This is a genomic window from Pseudoalteromonas sp. NSLLW24 (genome assembly GCF_015864725.1).
Taxonomy (GTDB): domain Bacteria; phylum Pseudomonadota; class Gammaproteobacteria; order Enterobacterales; family Alteromonadaceae; genus Pseudoalteromonas; species Pseudoalteromonas arctica.
The window spans coordinates 151,859-170,788 of sequence record NZ_JADYWQ010000007.1 but is presented as its reverse complement, the minus strand read 5'-3'; the positions used below and the strand labels follow the sequence as shown (position 1 = coordinate 170,788).

General features: G+C 34.6%; 16 protein-coding genes. 1 reads left to right on the top strand and 15 read right to left on the bottom strand.

Annotated elements, in window-relative coordinates:
* Nucleotides 1-57 precede the first annotated feature (57 nt).
* From wecA to I6E72_RS09520, 15 genes are all read right to left on the bottom strand, one after another.
* Complete coding sequence (gene wecA / locus I6E72_RS09590) at nucleotides 58-1,140, bottom strand: UDP-N-acetylglucosamine--undecaprenyl-phosphate N-acetylglucosaminephosphotransferase (protein ID WP_197112087.1); 1,083 nt, start codon at nucleotides 1,138-1,140, stop codon at nucleotides 58-60.
* A gap of 485 nt (nucleotides 1,141-1,625) precedes the next feature.
* The gene (locus I6E72_RS09585; RefSeq protein WP_197112085.1) at nucleotides 1,626-2,831 is read right to left on the bottom strand and encodes a glycosyltransferase family 4 protein; all 1,206 of its coding nucleotides are present in this window, start codon (nucleotides 2,829-2,831) and stop codon (nucleotides 1,626-1,628) included.
* Entirely contained in the window at nucleotides 2,831-3,961 is a 1,131-nt protein-coding gene (wecB, locus tag I6E72_RS09580; protein ID WP_024607987.1) for a non-hydrolyzing UDP-N-acetylglucosamine 2-epimerase, read from the bottom strand. Before wecB ends, I6E72_RS09585 begins: the two co-directional genes overlap by 1 nt.
* Nucleotides 3,962-3,997: 36 nt before the next feature.
* Nucleotides 3,998-5,107, bottom strand: a complete 1,110-nt coding sequence (gene wbjC / locus I6E72_RS09575; RefSeq protein WP_197112083.1) for a UDP-2-acetamido-2,6-beta-L-arabino-hexul-4-ose reductase — start codon at nucleotides 5,105-5,107, stop codon at nucleotides 3,998-4,000.
* Nucleotides 5,107-6,144: a polysaccharide biosynthesis protein gene (locus I6E72_RS09570; protein WP_197112081.1), complete on the bottom strand. Its 1,038-nt coding sequence runs from the start codon at nucleotides 6,142-6,144 to the stop codon at nucleotides 5,107-5,109. The genes wbjC and I6E72_RS09570 overlap by 1 nt, the downstream gene beginning before the upstream one ends.
* 1 nt (nucleotide 6,145) lies before the next feature.
* Nucleotides 6,146-7,153 carry a glycosyltransferase gene (locus I6E72_RS09565; RefSeq protein ID WP_197112079.1) on the bottom strand — a complete coding sequence of 336 codons (1,008 nt, stop codon included), beginning with the start codon at nucleotides 7,151-7,153 and terminating at the stop codon, nucleotides 6,146-6,148.
* Nucleotides 7,154-7,160: 7 nt separating this feature from the next.
* Nucleotides 7,161-8,132: a hypothetical protein gene (locus I6E72_RS09560; RefSeq protein WP_197112077.1), complete on the bottom strand. Its 972-nt coding sequence runs from the start codon at nucleotides 8,130-8,132 to the stop codon at nucleotides 7,161-7,163.
* On the bottom strand, nucleotides 8,129-9,454 hold the full coding sequence (wzy, locus tag I6E72_RS09555) for an O-antigen polysaccharide polymerase Wzy (protein ID WP_197112074.1): 1,326 nt from the start codon (nucleotides 9,452-9,454) through the stop codon (nucleotides 8,129-8,131). Before wzy ends, I6E72_RS09560 begins: the two co-directional genes overlap by 4 nt.
* Nucleotides 9,455-9,504: 50 nt before the next feature.
* Nucleotides 9,505-10,854, bottom strand: a complete 1,350-nt coding sequence (locus tag I6E72_RS09550; RefSeq protein WP_197112072.1) for a capsular polysaccharide export protein, LipB/KpsS family — start codon at nucleotides 10,852-10,854, stop codon at nucleotides 9,505-9,507.
* Nucleotides 10,851-12,290, bottom strand: coding sequence for a flippase (locus I6E72_RS09545; protein ID WP_269435266.1), 1,440 nt, complete (start codon nucleotides 12,288-12,290; stop codon nucleotides 10,851-10,853). The genes I6E72_RS09550 and I6E72_RS09545 overlap by 4 nt, the downstream gene beginning before the upstream one ends.
* A gap of 11 nt (nucleotides 12,291-12,301) precedes the next feature.
* Nucleotides 12,302-13,228, bottom strand: coding sequence for a KpsF/GutQ family sugar-phosphate isomerase (locus tag I6E72_RS09540; protein WP_197112063.1), 927 nt, complete (start codon nucleotides 13,226-13,228; stop codon nucleotides 12,302-12,304).
* Nucleotides 13,229-13,230: 2 nt separating this feature from the next.
* Entirely contained in the window at nucleotides 13,231-13,980 is a 750-nt protein-coding gene (gene kdsB / locus I6E72_RS09535; protein WP_197112061.1) for a 3-deoxy-manno-octulosonate cytidylyltransferase, read from the bottom strand.
* 206 nt (nucleotides 13,981-14,186) lie between these two features.
* Complete coding sequence (locus I6E72_RS09530; protein ID WP_197112059.1) at nucleotides 14,187-16,436, bottom strand: polysaccharide biosynthesis tyrosine autokinase; 2,250 nt, start codon at nucleotides 16,434-16,436, stop codon at nucleotides 14,187-14,189.
* A gap of 15 nt (nucleotides 16,437-16,451) precedes the next feature.
* Nucleotides 16,452-16,886 carry a low molecular weight protein-tyrosine-phosphatase gene (locus I6E72_RS09525; protein WP_197112049.1) on the bottom strand — a complete coding sequence of 145 codons (435 nt, stop codon included), beginning with the start codon at nucleotides 16,884-16,886 and terminating at the stop codon, nucleotides 16,452-16,454.
* A gap of 12 nt (nucleotides 16,887-16,898) precedes the next feature.
* Nucleotides 16,899-18,014, bottom strand: coding sequence for a polysaccharide export protein (locus I6E72_RS09520; protein WP_197112047.1), 1,116 nt, complete (start codon nucleotides 18,012-18,014; stop codon nucleotides 16,899-16,901).
* 625 nt (nucleotides 18,015-18,639) lie between these two features.
* Between I6E72_RS09520 and I6E72_RS09515 the strand changes: the two genes are divergently transcribed.
* The gene (locus I6E72_RS09515; protein WP_197112045.1) at nucleotides 18,640-18,777 is read left to right on the top strand and encodes a hypothetical protein; all 138 of its coding nucleotides are present in this window, start codon (nucleotides 18,640-18,642) and stop codon (nucleotides 18,775-18,777) included.
* Nucleotides 18,778-18,930: the final 153 nt, after the last annotated feature.

Sequence of the window (18,930 nt, the reverse complement as noted above, 5' to 3'; positions counted from 1 at the left end):
CCTCACCTAAGATATATGTCAACTGTAGGTGCGAACTCACTTCGCGCTCAAGTAATTTTACTTACTCGCTGAATATTGTTTTTCTGGTAGGTCTAACTTACGTCTGAAAAAGTTTATAATTTTACAGTAGTTAATCAGTACAACTAAATAAGCTGCAAAAATAACTATAAAACTATAAAACATTAAAAATTCTGGTATTACAAAAATCTCGCCAATTATACCTACACCTGCAAATACAGATGCGATTGAGCATATTAAAATAAGTGTTTGTGTAGGCGAGCAACCTAAGCGTTGGCATATATGGTGTAAATGTTCACGGTCGGGCTTAAACGGTGATTTACCTTGCTTAACCCGGCGTATCATAATTGCAGCCATATCCATTAATGGTAATGCAATTAACCACAATGCAGTTACTGGGCGTATCATAGGGTTTCCTGGGGTTTGGCTTGCGCCAATTAATAACCAAATAACAGTAAAGCCAATCATCATACTTCCTGCATCGCCCATAAACACTTTACGCTCACGGCCTATAAGGCCCAAATTCATAACAATATAAGGGATCATACATACAACTAATAATAAGCATAAATAACTTAAGCTTTGCTCATTAGCCATACTCAATAAAATACCAATCGCACCAAATGTAACTACCGAAAGGCCACCTAAAAGGCCATCTATGCCATCAACCATATTAAAAGCATTAATACAGCCTATAACGGCTAATACGGTAATTAGCCCACCTACATAACCATAACCCAAGCTAATGTCACCAAACCCTAATATATCTCCAAGTGAAACCAACTCTGCTTGAGCAAAGTAAATCATTGCTATAGATATAAGAGTTTGTATCAGCATACGTATTTTTACGCTCAAGTCATACCTGTCGTCTAACGCACCTACAACTGTTAAACCAACAATGCAACACATAAACAAATTAGCGTGGTTAATCATATCAGGGTGTGAATATATGTATTGCACTATAGTAATACATATAGCGACTCCTCCAACCAAAGGTATATTACCTGTATGCATCTTACGGCCTGAGGGTTTATCAACTAAACCAACTTGCCGCGCCACCTTACGCATAAAAAACAACACAGCAAAAGCGATAAAAAAAGTAAAAAGCAGATCTAAAAACATATAAAATCCATATTTTTTAAAACATGCTAACTAGAGCTAAAAATATAAATAAAAACTTGAGTATTTAGCTAATAACTAGCACTTAAACTGCTTACTTTAAATAAGCATATTATTAGTAATATTAAGTAACATTAAAAGTATTATTTGATGCAACTTAAAAGTTGAGTTGTAGTTTAGAGATTTCAATAAGCACTCTCTAAAGTTTTAATTCTTTGTCTTATCAAGGGCCCTACCGAAAAAGTTAGACCAACCTAAGGTATTAGGTATTTTTAGCTTTATACTTAACATACAAATTAGCTCAATGATAAAATCAGATTTATCATTGAGTTATATAGTAATAGTAATAAAAATTAATAGAGCTAACTTTAAACAGACAGTACAAAATCGTTATATCAAAAATCTATTACGACATAAATTCAAGTACGTTTTTGATGAATAATTAGATAAATCAAATAGAATGAGCAGGTAAGTTTTTAACTACTTTATTATTTTTTCTGTTTTAATTTACTTACTAAATTTTCAGCTATTGAGGTAACCGAGAATTCATTTTTAAGTAGCTCATATGCATTACAGCCAACTTTTTTCCTTAAGCTTGCACTTTCATATAAACTTACGGCATCTTTCAATAGCTGTTCATCATCACCGTTTATAGTGATATACCCAGCCTGATTTGAGTTAACTAACATTTTTAAGTCATTGCCGCTATTTACACTACCTAAAATAGGAAGAGACTGAACCATATACCCTAATAGCTTGCCCGGAAAGTTATGTGCAGTATGCTCAGCCGATAAAGAAAACATTCCTACATCAACTTCAGCTAACACTTTTTTAAATTCATTCTGATTAACTGATGGTAAATAAGTATAGTTTTTTAAATTCCACTGCTCAGCAAGTTGGTTAATAAGTTCCACCTCATCGCCCTGGCCTATAAATAAAAAGTGAGCCTGCATACAGTGCTGCATATTTTTAGCTAAGCGCATTAAGTTTGCCATATCTTGCGCATGGCCAATGTTACCGCCATAAAAGTAGATGATTTTGTTTTGTAATTGTAACTGAGAGCGAAAAGAGGTATCTGCCCCCTCAGCGATAACAGGCTTTATATCAGCCCAATTGCGCAAAACCTCTATTGGGTACTTATCTTGGTTACTTTGCTTAAATACTTCTATATTTTTTTCTGACATTAAGCCAATTGTATTCGCAGCTTTATACGATCGCTGTTCAAAAAACTTAAAATATTTCTCAATTAACGAGCCTTTTTTAATCATCCCTGCATCAATTACCCATTGAGGGAATAAATCTCTTAATACAAGGTAAGATGGGCATTTACAGTGCTTTTTAATATTATTAACCAAACCACCAAAAAAAATAGAAGGCGAGTAATAAATAACTCCATCAAATGTGTGCTCGTTAACATTTCCCTTAATAGCTGACCAAGCTTTAAATGAAAGCAAAGTTTCATTTAAAGCCCGAGTTACTTTGCCTACATCTTTAATTGGGCCTGAACTAAAGCGCCAAACTCTAACCCCTTCAACACTCTGCTCAGTAACTTTTTTTGCTTGCCCTACAGCAGGCGTAATTACTGTTACATTATGCCCCATTGATATAAGTTCAAGCGCCAAGTCATGAAACATCTTAGCGCCTACTCTTGTGCTATCTGGTAAATAATCATCAATTATTAGCGCTAATTTCATTAATATTTTTTCCAAACCACGCGATTAACATAGTCAGTATAAGAATGAATAATTCTAACCACCTTATCAGCTACATTTGGCATACTATAATCGTACACTTGGCGTAATAATCGTTGTTCGCCCGCTGGTTGCGACTCAAGTATTTGCAAGCCTTGCATAACACGCTCTACACCTAAACCAACCATCATTACCGAAGCTTCTTCCATTCCTTCAGGTCGCTCATGCGCTTCACGAAGATTCAATGCAGGAAAATTCATTATCGAAGACTCTTCGTTAATGGTCCCACTATCAGAAAGTACAGCCTTAGCATTTTTTTGTAAGTTATTATAATCATGAAAACCTAACGGTTTTAATAACCTAATATTTTTATGAAACTCAATTCCTTGTGCTTCTATTCTGTTTCTTGTGCGCGGGTGAGTCGAAATTATTACAGGCATATCATAATGCTCAGCAACCGCGTTAAGCGTATTTGCTAAGTTTATAAGCTGCTTTGGAGAATCAACGTTTTCTTCTCGGTGAGCACTCACTACAAAAAACTGACCTTTTTTAAGCTCAAGCTCTTTTAATACATTTGATGAATCAATTTGAGGCATATAATGTGTCAGCACTTCAAACATCGGGCTGCCTGTTTTAATAATACGATCAGCAGGAATTCCCTCAGCCAACAAATAGTCTCTCGCAATAGTGCTGTAAGTAAGGTTAATATCAGCAGTATGATCGACTATTTTACGGTTAGTCTCTTCAGGTACTCGCTGATCAAAACAACGATTACCAGCTTCCATATGAAATATAGGAACCTTACGGCGCTTTGCTGGTATAGCTGATATACACGAATTTGTATCACCCAATACAAGCATGGCCTCGGGCATAACCTCTTCAAGTACTTCATCAACTTTAATGATTACTTGGCCAATTGTTTCAGCAGCATTTTTACCTGCAGCATTTAAAAAGTAATCAGGCTTTCTAACACCTAAATCGTTAAAAAATACTTCATTAAGCTCAAAATCATAATTTTGGCCTGTATGAACTAATATATGTTCACAGTGCTCATCAAGCTTAGCGAGTACTCGAGATAAACGAATTATTTCTGGTCGTGTTCCCACAACTGACATTACTTTTAACTTTTTCATTTTACTCACTTAAAATCTGAAATTTAAAAAACAGCTTTATAAAGCCATTGCAACAGTGTCTGGCTTGTCTCTGTCAAATATTTCATTTGCCCAAAGCATGACTATTAACTCTTCTGAGCCAACATTCGTTATATCATGAGTCCAACCAGGTACTGTTTCTACTATTGTACGAACAGCTTCTGAGGTATTAACCTCGTACTCTTCACCAGTAGCAATCTGTTTAAATTTAAATCGAGCTTCGCCCTTTAACACTAAAAACTTTTCATTTTTCGAATGATGATAATGCCCACCGCGAGTGATCCCTGGGTGTGCAGTAAAAAATGAAAACTGGCCAGAATCAGTTGTTTTAAGCATTTCGCTAAATGAGCCACGTTCGTCAGTGTAACTCGGTACATCGTAAGTAAATTGCTCAGGCTTAAAGTAGCTTAAATAAGTAGAATAAAGTGCGCGCTCAAAACCAAGGCCTACCTTGTTAGTTATTAAAGAGGTGCGGCTTTGTTTAAAGTCACTTAATAAGCTAACAACTTTACCTACTGTAGTTTTGTAAACAGGCTCCACCTGACTATATTCTTTAGGCTCTGAAGGCGTATTGTTTAGTAGACTAATAAACGCATGGCAAACATCATCTATATAAACAAGACTAAGGGGTGCATCAGCATTGTGTACAGTAATTGGTAAGTCGTTTATTGTGTTATAACAAAAGGTAGCCACTGCAGAATTATAATTAGGCCTACACCACTTACCAAAAACATTCGGTAATCTGTAAATATAAGCAGCACTACCTGTTTTTTCTCTGTAAGCAGCAATAGCTGATTCTGCGCCTGCTTTACTTACCCCATAAGGATTATTTAACTCAGCTTGAATTGATGACGTAAGTAAAATTGGCGTATTACGCTTGTTGTTAACAAGTGTATTTACTATTTTTTGAGTTAAATCTGTATTGCCTTGTTTAAACTCATCATCATTTTTAGGTCTATTTATACCGGCTAAATGATATATAAAATCAGCATTTTTTACTTTTTCATCAATACTTATGTCGTCATTATCGCGGGTGATTTTTTCAACATTTTCAAACCCAGCTTCTTTTAAATGCACACATAAGTTTCGACCAATAAAACCATTAGCACCAGTTACTAAAATATTCATTACACACCTTCTGGTACTATTAATTTACCTGCTTCAATATCACGCATAAAGTCAAGTTTACGCAGTAGCTGCTTCATCCCTTCAACATCTAAGCGCTCTGTATTATGTGAGTTATAGTCTTCAATAGTAGACAAATCTTTATCGCCTTCGTCTGTATATTGTGCATAATTTAAATCGCGGTTATCTGCAGGAACTCGGTAATATTCGCCTTGATCTTGCGCAACAAACATTTCTTCACGGCTACATAATGCTTCAAATAACTTTTCACCGTGGCGTGTGCCAATAACATTAACTTTATGCTCTGGCTTGCCAATCATTTCAAGTATTGCTTGTGTTAACACTTCAATAGTCGCTGCAGGCGCTTTTTGTACAAAAATATCACCATTAGTGCCATTTTCAAAAGCATGTAGTACTAAATCAACGGCATCATCTAATGTCATCATAAAGCGAGTCATTGAAGGGTCTGTTAATGTAATGGGTGTATTTTCGATTACTTGTCGAATAAACAAAGGAATAACAGAGCCTCGAGAAGCCATTACGTTACCGTAACGTGTACCCGAAATAACAGTGTTTGTGCCTTCTAAATTACGGCTTTTAGCAACAATCACTTTTTCCATCATCGCCTTAGAAATACCCATTGCGTTAATTGGGTATACGGCCTTATCGGTACTCAAACATACAACGCGGCTAACGCCATGAAAAATTGCCGATTCCAGTACATTTTCAGTACCTAACACATTAGTTTTAACTGCTTCTAGTGGGTAAAACTCACATGAAGGCACTTGCTTTAAAGCTGCAGCATGAAACACGTAGTCAACGCCACGCATAGCAGTAGAAATACTTTGTGGATCGCGTACATCACCAATATAAAATTTTAATTTTTCATTATTAAATGCTTTACGCATATCATCTTGTTTTTTTTCATCACGAGAAAATATACGTATTTCTTTAATATCAGTGTCTAAAAAACGCTTTAATACAGCATTACCAAACGAACCTGTACCACCAGTTATTAATAATATTTTATCTTTAAACATTTTAGAATTCCCAATTCCCAATCATAAATTTTTTCTCACTTTCAGCATGAATATATTTATTAAATTCAAACAAAGCGAGTAACTCTTTTTCATCGTCAAATCTTATTAAACCATCGATATTACCAAACATTTCAATGAAACTTTGTACGTAATCTCTATTAAATACAAAAGCCACTTTATTGAAAGCCAACGCTTCAAAAAGTGGCAAACAAGCTGTTTCAAAATATGATGTAATAATTACTGCATCGCAGGACTTTAAGGTATTAAGGAAGGTATTAGGCATTAACTTGCCCAAGAAAATAAACCTCTCATCATAGTCATTATCTAAAGGTTCATTTGCAGTAACATAAAATAAAACATTCTTATTTGCATTCATGCTCTCAACTATTTTTGTAATTAATTCAAAATTCTTATTTTTATTTTTAAGATCAGTAATTGGAATTAAAAACTTATATTTTTTATCAGTATCAGTATCAGTATCAGTATCAGTATCAGTATCAGTATCAAGGTTTGAAGTAAAATTGACCATGTCAATATTAACTCCAGGCCAACGTATCAAAATTGATTTAGGGTTACCTATAACATGTAAAAAATCGCGAGATACCAAATCGGTTTGGAAAACAAAACTAGCCTTTAATTGGTTGAAAAATCGAAGCGTCAGTCTCAATAGTTTAAATTTGAGCCCTGGTGATATTAGAATTAAATAGTTATGGAAGTATGTAATTTTAAACTTTACTGGAAAAAAACAATTTACGTTAGAAAAGCTATAAATTTTTTCACATTTATAAAGTTTGATATAAAAGAAGACAAAAAAAACCGAGAATAAAGTTGTATAGAAACCTGATGTTGATTTTTTTTTCCAAAAAAAATTATCAGCATTAAAGTCATTATTAAATGGAGCTAAAATATAATAATCATTACCATCATTTTTCTTATGCTCAAGGAAATTTTTAACTATGGTCTCAGCGCCACCTTCTTTTGCAGCGGTCGCATTTATAAGTATATTCATATCTAGCTTACCTAATAAAGTCATCAACCCAATTATCAATAAAGTATTTATTATAAACTTCTTTGGAAGTTCTTTTATAAGGCGAATCTACAAATTCTTTTTCTATGAATAAATTTTCAGAATCAAGGATTCTAATATTCTCTGAATTATAAAAGTCATACTGCTCAACTGAACGATTAGTGGTAACTAATTTTTTTTGTAATCCTAAAGCCTCTAAAGTTCTCATCGTTAATCCATTTTGACCCGGCTGAGTTATGTCCAAAATAACTTTAGAATTAGCCATAGATAGCAAAGTGTCATGCTCTGAAGATGGTTTTACTTTAAAGTGCTTGACTTTTTTTCCAACAAAGAATGTAGGCTTTTTTAAAAAAGCTAAAAGCAAAGAGGTTAATGGCCGAAATAAGTGAATTTTATATTTGAAATTATTATCTTTGTTACAATTTATAAATTCTTTTATGAATACATATCGTCTAGAGTGATCAGTACCTACAAAATTTATATCATGAGTTACGCCTTCCTTTGCATTAAGCTCTTTGTACTGCCGGTTAAAAAACAGTGGCTTATGCTCTATATTAAATAATTCACTATCATCTTTATCAAAGCTATAAGCTTTATCAAAAAGCTTTATTTGACTACTTAATAAAGGTAAATTTTTACTAAAATCCCACTGGTACATTATAAATTGCGCTTGGGAGAAGTGTTTTTTTAACTTTTCAATAACTTTGCCTTCTAAGTATTCACCTCGAATTATTATAACTCTATCATACTTATTTTCATAAGTTAAAAGCGACAAGAAGTACTTAGTATGCAATCTTATCAATATACTATGAGGCAACTTCATAACTAACTTTCTTAATATTTTCGCGTTACTTAATATATGTTCATCAATGAAGTCAATATCATGCCCTTTTTTCTTAATTTCCAGTTCTATCTGTGAAGAAAAGCCATATACAATTGGAGCGATTAATAAAACTTTCATTTTTTTCCTTTAAAAAGTATTGCAATAAGAAAAGTAATTAATAAAAAAAGTAGTAAATAAACGGCATTTTTCAATAAAAAATCTAGTAATCTAGACCTCGGGCTAAAAAGTATATCTGGTAGTATAATAAGAAAAACACCAAATAAAACTCTATTCCTTTGTGAAATCACTGACAAACTCAATATAACCAACGGTGAAAAAGCACCTAATATAAATATCAGTAGAAAACCACCAATTAAATATCCTTCCTGATATATACTCCCGCCAAGACTCAAACCACGAACTTTAGACGCTGATGAGACTAAATAATCCACTTTATCTTGTAAGAGGTTCTGAGGTGTTATTACTAAGTCAAAATAGTTAATATAACCTGCATCGATCAAACCTAACTCTTGATATTTGACAGAATTAATTACTGCGAGAACTGATGTACCTTGATTGTAGAAAAATTCATAAAAAATGGAGAAACCATTCTCCAGTGGCATTAATCCTAGCCTATAACTTGCTATCAAATCCCCTAACAGAACAACACCAAAAACCAAGTAAAACGATTTTTTTAAATTAAGCTTTTTTAATGAATAAAAATTATAATAATAAAAAAGTAAAACTAAAATAAACGAAAAATAATACCCCCTAACACCCATCATTAAATTCAGAAAAATAAAAGGTAGAAAAAGAATTAAGATTAGCTTCAACATTTTCTTTGGAGGTATTGAAATCAAGATAAGGAACAGACCCAACCTAAAAAAAACACCGAAAAATTTAATTAAAGCAGGAGCTTCATACTTAATACCATCTGTAAAAACAGATAAATAACCTTTATTCAAAAACTCTGACACGGTCATCACTTGGATATAGTAAGCTGGCACTATACCAATAAAATACATTATAACACCTACTTTAAAGTAGATATTATCTAACTTAAAAGACCAATTATTTTTGTAAAATGAACTAGGTAAAAAAATCAACGTGGATGCAAATGCTACTGTAAATAACTGAAGTATCAACGCAGTAGAATAAACATAACCGTGTTCTAGAACCGTAAAATCCATAAAATTAGGTTTTGTAATATCACTAAGACCTAAAAAGTGAAAAAAGAACCTGTTATAAATAAACAACCCTGATGTAATAACATACAAAACTAAAGGATGAAGGTAATTATAATTAACTCTTGACAATGAAATATATAACATTAAAAAATAGTTAAATGTCACCAAGACAGATGATATCCACAAAGATCTTTCATCTGACATTTCAAAAACACTTTGAAATATCAGATGACTTATATTAAGTACTAATACTAATAATAACTTTATATACATTTGAAAAACCTATTTAGAAGGTCTATGGGCGAATTCATACTGAAAACATGCTATTTCATTATTGAAAAAATAAACTCAGGTATTCTAAGGTTTTCATCCTGAAAGTGGCCATGACTTAAATAATCAAATATAAACTCATATAAAAAACTATTTGTCTTTTTACTATCAAAAGCGGTATTCATAGCTTGATTCAATACTTCTTTGTAATCATTATTTCGGACATCATATGTGATTCCTTTATCAGCATAATAAGCCTCACCTAAACATACTACATTAACACCAAATAAGAGGGACTCTATTCCCACAGCTGAATTATTAACAACTGAACACATAGAGTTTTTTATTAGTATTTCAAGAGATACGTCATTTTCAAGCCATACATCTTCGCGCTGTTTTATAAGTTCATAAATACGAGGATCATATTTTCCTCTATTCATAGGGTGCTCTCTAACTATCAAATTAATATGCTTAGGCTTGGCATTTAATGTATCAACCAACATTTCATAAAAACAATTATAATAGGGCGAATGAGAGATAAGTTGCGCGTCTACGGGAACCTGCAAATAAAGAGCAATATAATCATTATCAGCCAATGAAATGGCCGTAGAATTAGTGTTATTTCTTTTTTTAAAAAGTCTATTATTTAGCTTTGTGATATTTGGCTTTATATAGCCTTCATATAACGTGGGGCCAAGCTGTAAATCCAGTGAAATAAACCGTCTAAGTAAGGCTGGGGGATACATACTTAACAACGTTAAGTATTTGGCATATCTATTGCTTTGAGTATTTTTTTTATCAAGCCAAAACTTTTTTGCCGGAATATTTTTATATGTACTTAAAAAATCAGATAACCTCGTCTCTTCCTCTGCAGTAAGTGATTTAAACGTTGGTTTAAAAGATATATTTGCATTAACCCCTTTAGTATCCAACATAGTGGTATTAAATGGGCCTTGCTCAAAATATATTATTTTAACTCCATGTTTTTTAGCTAAATAAATCACAACAGAAGGTATTAACCTAGATTCACCCGAAGAAATTAAGTAATCAAACTTTTCACGTTCAAAAATTGGGTCTAATTTATTTAAGTACTTAACTGCAAGCTCTATTAAATACTGCTTTTCATTTTCCCGGCCATGCAACTTAAGAGTTTCTAAGTTAAACTTTATGAGTTCATCTATTAAACTTTTATAATTTTCATATGAATAAACATCACACTCGGAATCATGATCACGAGCAAGTTGCAATGAATGAATCCCTATTCGATTCCAATATTTTTCTGAACATGGGTAAATACTAATATTAAAAAAAGAACTTTCTGGGATTTTTTTTAATATTTCCATTTCAATAAAATCGAAATACCTCGCAAAGTCATAAAAGAATGTTGTAGTGATAAATTTCATTTTAAAAACCTAGACTTAATTGCACAAAATGTCGACTCTTTAAATATAATAAGAAAAATCGGATAACTAAATAAAGATAAAGTGGATAATAAAATCAACATCCACATAGTATCAATTCCTTTGAACAATAAATAAACTATGAAGATAAAAACTATAAACAAAACATTAATAGATAGAATCTTTAATATTTTATATTTTATATTTTTAAATGAGATTAATTTATTTTTATACACTATAAACACTTGAAACATTAAAATACTAAATTCTGTCAAAACAGCTGATATAGCAGCGCCATTGTGTTTAGCTAAAGGGATTAGTATTAAATTTGAAATAACGCATACACAAGCACCTATTGATAATGATATAAAAACAAATCTCTCATGATTTTTCGCGTATAAGATCTGCATACCAATAAAATTAGTGGCCATTGAAACAAAAATTAAAATTGATAAAATTCTCAATGTAAATGCTGCACCAGAAAAACTCTCTCCCGCAAAAACAGTGATAATTTCGTACGAAAACACAAAAAAGAATAAAACCGATGGGCATACTAGCAATAGAAGAAACATTAATAGCGATGTTAAGTTAGCTGTATATTCATCTTGTGACGAGTTAGCCAGCCTGGCAGTATCCGCAAAAAAAACCAATGAAACTGATGATATAGCAGTAGTTAAAACTCTTATTAATTTAATCGCTGTAGTATATAAACCAACAAAATAGTTTGATGATAAAATAGCAAGCAACACACTATCCAAAAGTGTGTAAATCGTTGACACCAAACGAGTTCCAGAAAAAAACAGTATTGGCTTAAGATGTTTTTTCAGGTTCAAATTACTGTATTTCAAACTAACACATCTCAATAGACTTATTATATTGATTACGTTAGTTAGTGTTAGAGCAATGACAGTAGTTATGACAAACATATCTGTATCGTCATCACTGTCAACCAATAAAAATATCAGAACAACCGACAGCGCTTTCACAATCAGATTTCTAATTGCTAAAATTTTAAATCTTTCAGTCCCCTGAAAAAACCAGTCTATTTGAAATAAGCTTAAAGCAACATTAACCCCAGCAAAATAGTATAAAACAATATTATCTTCCATAAAGCTGACATTATGAATAGTAATAAAATATAAGACTAAAGAAATAGACACTGCTATTAAATTTAAAAATAGCAATTCAGATACAACAAAGTCTCGTTGCTTATCATTTCCTTTGCATTTTGCTATTTCTCTTATTCCATAAATAGGTATCCCTAGCGATGCGAGTGTTGCGAAATATGTAGAGACGGTTATCACTAGGTTGGCTGTACCTACATTTTCTACCCCTAGCATTCGAGTTATATAAGGGTATGTAATTATAGGAAACAGTACATTTAACAAATAATATACTACATTAAATACTATATTTTTAAGTTTAGTCGTTGTTAACAATTAGTCTCTCACTATTTTTTTACTACACCAACAACTTCACTGTCATTTAGTACTATGAGTGAACTAATATTTTTTTCGTGCATCAACTCTACCGCTACGGCCATTTTTGCATGACTTTTAATTGTATAAGGGCTAAGACTGGCCAATTCTTTACAAGTTAAATTAAATACATTTTTTCCGTATTTATCCATAGCTCTACGAATGTCACCATCTGTAATTAAACCAATTTCTGATTCTTTTTTTATAATAGCTAGACCAAGCTTTCCTTTCGATATACACGCTATAAGAGAAGTGAATGAGTCACTCTCACTCAACACTGGCAGCGCTTGAGAGTGCATATTATCTTTTACATTTCCCAGAAGCCGCGAACCTAAACTTCCACCGGGATGAAAACGTGCAAAGTTTTCTGGTTGAAATCCCCTTTTCTCCATTAAAGCAACTGTTAATGCATCCCCCATTACTAAAGAGGCCGTTGTAGAAGACGTTGGGGCTAATTGAAATGGGCAAGCCTCCTCTGGCACAGCTATATTTAAATGATATAAAGCATTAAGTGCTAAAGTTGATTCTGAATTTCCTGTCATGGCAATTATAGTATTACTATTATCTTTTAAAAATGGAAGTAACTGGAGAACCTCACTCGTTTCACCCGAGTTAGAAATAGCAATAAAAACATCATCAATAGTAACCATGCCTAAATCCCCATGGAACGCCTCCCCAGGGTGCATAAAAAAGCTTGGGGTTCCAGTACTTGCTAATGATGCAGCAATTTTCTTTCCAATAATTCCTGATTTACCCATACCGCAAATGATTACTCGACCTGATGTGTTTAATATTACATCTACCGCCTTATCAAATTGCTGATCAAGCTGCTTCTCTAGTGCATTGAGTGCCGAAATTTCGATATTAATTACGCGTCTAGCTATTTGTAGGGTGTCCATTACTATTCCATTAACTCTTTTATTTTTAGATAGTCTTTTTCGGTATCAATCCCATGATGAACCTCACCATTAAAATTCATTACACCAATAGTTAACTGATTGCTAATAGCACGCAATTGTTCAAGCTTTTCAAGTTGCTCAAGTAAAGATTCTGGTAGGCTACAAAACTTTTGTAGTGCACTCACTTTGTATATATAAATACCTATATGGTGTTTAGCTTTAGAGAAGTCTGTAGGTTCGTCTCGATTTAAAGGTGCAGGGCTACGCGAAAAATAAAGCGCTTGGTTTTGTTCTGTTACAATAGCTTTAACAACATTTAAATCAATAAAGTCCTCATAGCTCTTGATAGGTGTTACAACCGTTGTAATATCAAACTTATCATTCAAAGTAGTAAATTTGATTAATTTACGAATAAGCTCTGGAGGTATTAAAGGTTCATCTCCCTGTACATTAATTACATACGAATTTGCACTCCACCCTAATATATTTACGACTTCGTTTACACGATCTGTTCCGCTGGAATTATTAATTGATGTCATAACAACAGGAAGTTTTAGCTCTTTAGCTTTTTTCTCTATACGCAGATCATCAGTAGCAATAACAATATCCTCTATAGATACATTTGCCTCTAAAACTCTTTGAGTAACATGCCAAAAAAGTGGCTTATTATTAAGCTCAAGCAATGGTTTTGCTGGTAGCCTAGATGAACCATAACGCGCAGGTATGACTACTTTAATTCCATTTTTTAACATATTTGCTGATCCATATTACATATTTTAGCATTCGGAACATTTTTCATAAATTTTTTATAGCTTTTTGTGAGTGCTTAAAAAACTAGTTTCTACATTTTTAAAAATAAACATGCTTTAAGTACCTATACCTATACCTATAAAATAAATTTTTAGGTTCATTAATACATATACCAGCAATAAAAAATTTAAGATGTTTTGTTATTTAATTACTTATCACTTTTATATTCATAGTTATAATAACCGTAATATCCGTATGCATTACTTGCTTTTTTAACTACGCCATTAAACACAACACCTTTTACGTCAATACCATTTTGCTCAAAACGGTTACGAGTTAGCTCTATTTCACGCACATGATTTTGTCCAAAACGGGTTACAAGTAATGTAGTGCCTGTATGCGCACTTACAATTGCAGGGTCGGTAACTGCTAAAATTGGAGGAGTATCGATAATTATAATGTCGTAAGCGGCGCTTACTTCTTCAACCAACTTACTAAAGTTGCTATGCATTAATAGCTCTGAAGGGTTTGGCGGTATTTGTCCGCGCGTAATAACACTTAAACCTTCAACTTTGGTCGGTTTAGTAACTTGTTCTAGGTTTAAACGACCCGATAAGTAATCACTTAAGCCATCGTCCCACTTTAAACCAAACTGGGTTTGTAAGTAGCCTTTGCGCATATCGGCATCAATAATAAGTACTTTTTTGCCGCTTTGCGCAAGCACGCTTGCTAAGTTAACCGATATAAACGATTTACCTACGCTTGGGCTTGGGCCCGATATGGCAATAATATTGTTTTTAGCTTCCATCATCGCAAAGTGCAAACTGGTACGTAAGCTACGTAGTGCCTCAATTGCTAGGTCGGCTGGGTTATCAAGTGCGAGTATACTTTTAGGCTTATTAACTTTGTTTTTACGGGCTCGATCAGCAAAGCCACTTAGTTTATCTTGATAATCTGAGTGCGGTACACTTGCGTATACAGGTAGGCCTAGCGCTTCAATTTCGCTTGGGTCTTCAACGCCTTTGTGCATTGCTTTTTGTATAAGCACAATAGCCACAGCTAACATACCACCTAGCATAGTGGCCATTACCACTATTAATGCTTTTTTAGGTTTAACTGGCTTGCTGGTGTTAACCTCAGCGTAGTCAATAATACGTACATTACCTACGGTACCAGCACGTACTATATCAAGCTCTTGTGTTTTACTAAGCAGTAACGTGTAAATTTGGTTACTTACCTCAACATCGCGCTTTAAACGTAGTAGCTCTTGTTGAGTTTCTGGCAGGTTACCTACCTCACCAACAAGCTCTTGTTTTTGGCTTTCAACCGCTTCTATTTGCTCAAGTATACCTTGGTACGAAGGGTGATCTTTTTTAAACTTTCGGCCAATATCTAAACGCTTTAAGTTTAGCTCTTGTAACTTGGTTTCAAGCTTTACAACTTGCTCAAGCACGCCTTGTGTTTCGAGCGTTATGTTTATTGATTGGCGTTTAATTTGGTAGTCGTTAAAGCGTTGCTCTGCGTATTCAAGCTGTTTTTTAATTTCAGGTAATTGTACTTCTAAAAACTCCAGCGACTTTTGCGCCTCAGCACTATTGCGCTCAACATTACGGCGTACGTAAATAGCGGCTACTTTATCAAGCACTTTTTCAGCGAAGCTTGGTTTAATACTTTGTAAGCTTAAATTAATTATGCCTGAGTCTTTCCCTTTTTCACTTGCACCAATTGCTGCTTGTAAGTCTAAAATAGTATTTAGACGATCTTTACGGGTAATTGTAAACTCTGTACCAGGGCGTGCATTTAAAGTACGAATGGTTAAGTTAAACTTACCGTTAGTGAGCTCCTGGCCCACTTTACCCGATAATATTTGCTCGCCGTCACCATTTAAAAGTGCAAGGCTATTATTTTCTTGTGCTACCAGGGTAAACCCCTGATTAATTGCAAAGCGTGGTACGTCAAATCTAAATACATTTATGCTTTCACCACCCCATGCGTAGCTGTTAGCACCAAAATTTGGCTCAGCTAAATCGCCATCTTCCACTGGGGTAAAAGTACGATAAGCTCGGCTACCTATAAACGGGAATAGCTTAGGCTCTGCTATTACATCAAGCTTTAAAGTGTCTACTGCTTCACCTATTATACTGCGCGACTTTAGTAGCTCTATTTCGGTTACTGCAGCCGATGTACTTTCGAACATACCTGCCATATCGTCAAAACCAGGAACTGATGCGCCGCCGTCTTCAACTTGTATCATGGCTGTTGCTTGGTAAACAGGGGTACTTAATACTGCATAAATAACACCAACAAACATAAATAGCGCAGTTACGGCTACTATAAAATATTTGCGATCGAGCAATGCACCAAGTAGCGCCATTAAATCGATGTCTTGCGTTGGTTGTGTGTTATTAGTGCTTTTATTATTAGCGTTACTAGCGCTGTTATTCGGCTGGGTATTCATTAAATTAGCCATTCCTTATAAATACTTTTGCCAAGCGCTACACGCGCTGTCGATTAATGTATAAACGTGTTCAAAAGCCTCTTGGCTTTGGCGGTACGGATCTGGTATTTCAGCGTTATTAATCCACTTACCGAGTAAAAACGTTTTACCGCGCGCCTCAGGATAACGAGCGTGTACATCGTTTAAATGGCGTTCTTCCATTACTAGTATTACGCTGTTTTGCGCTACTAAGCTTGATGTAAGCTGCTGGCCTTGGTGAGTATCCATATTAACGCCATGTGCGAGTGCTATTTGTTTTGCTTTTGCATCTGCTGGTTTGCCTTCAAGCGCTGTTAACCCAGCAGACGATACTTTAATATTTTTGCCTTCAAGCTTTTTCTTTAAAACATACTCACCTGTTGGGCTGCGGCAAATGTTGCCTGCACACACAACTAAAACTGAATCAAACATTTTTAAAAACCCTTAGTTTGCAGTTATATCGTCAACACTATCTACAGTAGCGATTGACGGTAATAGTAAGCTAATTACACGGTTCCAACGGGCAAGTGGTGCCGATGTTACATATACAATATCGCGCGGTTGTAGCTCAAACTGCTCAGCTAACACCATTGCAGCTATATTTTTAGCGTGTAATTGGTATACGTTTGCAATAATACCGGTTTGCTCTACGTCACTTTTACGTAGTACAAATACACCGTTAGCGTCTGCTGTATTTTCGTTTAAGCCGCCCGAGTCGCTTAGCGCTTCGGCCAAGTTTAAACCATAACGGTTAAGCGTTACTGAACCTGCTTTTTTAACATCACCTAATACAAATATTTTTTGTGCATCATTACGATTTACATGCACTATATCGCCATGTTGCAATAAACGGTTTTGCGAAATGTCACCATGGGCATAAAAGTCATCAAGTTTTATAACTTCTGTTTTGTCACCACGGGTAAATGTTACTGTGCGCCAGTCGGCTGTTTCTGTTAAGCCGCCTGCTTGGTTTAAGGCATCAATTAAGGTAAGTGGAATTTCGGTTACTGGGTATACACCAGGTTGTTTTACTTCACCGGTAACGTAAGTTTTTTGGCTTCTAAAGCCAACTACTTTTACGTCTACTTGTGGGTCTTCTATCACTCGGCTTAGGCGTTTTACAAGCTCATTACGTACTTGGCTTATTGTTTTACCTGCTGCGGGTATATTTGGTGCGTAGGCGTAAGTAATGGTGCCGTCTCGTTGTACTCTAAAGCCGTCAAACTCTGCGGTACGCTGTACTGCTGCAGGTATTGTTAGCTCAGGGTGATCCCATACGCCTATTGTTAGTACGTCGCCAACACCTAGTTTGTATTCGTAGTTACTTACGTTTAAACCAGCGGTGCTTGAAATTGGTTTAGCTGCTATACGCGCTTGATTTTGTTTATTTATTAGTAGCGAGTCGATTATTTGAATGTTTACTTTTTCGAGATCTTGTTCGAGGTTTTGTGTTTGCTCGCCTGAGTCTATACCTTCAAAGTGGCTGCCTGGTACTATTGTACAGCCGGTCATGCTTAGTATTGCGAGTATTGATGCGAGTGATTTACAGCTTAACGCCATTGTAGAATCCCAAAATTATTTTAATATTGCACTTACTCACCAACCTTGGTGAGCACTTGTATTTTAGCCGACTAATTAAAGCATGTGCACTATTGTGAAGCAATAGTCTTTGCTTTGTAAAAGCTTTGTTACTAAGTTTTTAATTAGCACTGAAATTATATCAGTATTTTCATAAGGTCTTTATGAATAAATTTAATTGATAGCCGTTTTTAGCAAAACACTTAACGCATTCATCACCAATTGCACAAAGAGAAGTGAATGAGAAGCCATTTAAACAAGTACTTTATGGCTGCTTACTTCTCTGAAGCGCAGTGCCCGCGACCTCTTCAGATTAACCACTTAAAGCTTTATTGCACAAAGAGAAGCGAATGAGGAGTAAATGAGAAGACATTTAAACAAGTACTTTATGGCTGTTTACTTCTCTAAAGCGCAGCGCCCTCTTAACCTCTTTGTGAATAAATCACTTAAAGCCTTATTGCACAAAGAGAAGCGAATGAGGAGTAAATGAGAAGCCATTTAAACAAGTACTTTATGGCTGCTTACTTCTCTGAAGCGCAGTGCCCGCGACCTCTTCAGATTAACCACTTAAAGCTTTATTGCACAAAGAGAAGCGAATGAGGAGTAAATGAGAAGCCATTTAAACAAGTACTTTATGGCTGTTTACTTCTCTAAAGCGCAGTGTGCTCTTAACCCTTTTGTGAATAACCCTTATTACGAGCTTTGCTCGTCACGCCAGCAAGCTGTGCGTCTACAAGTGAATTAACCACGGAGTTAAACTTTGCCGTTGGGCTTTCACACGAATAGCACTCTTAGCTTATTTTTGAATAAACTCATTGATAATTGCACAAAGAGAAGCGAATGAGGAGTAAATGAGAAGCCATTTAAAACAAGTACTTTAGGCTGTTTACTTCTCTAA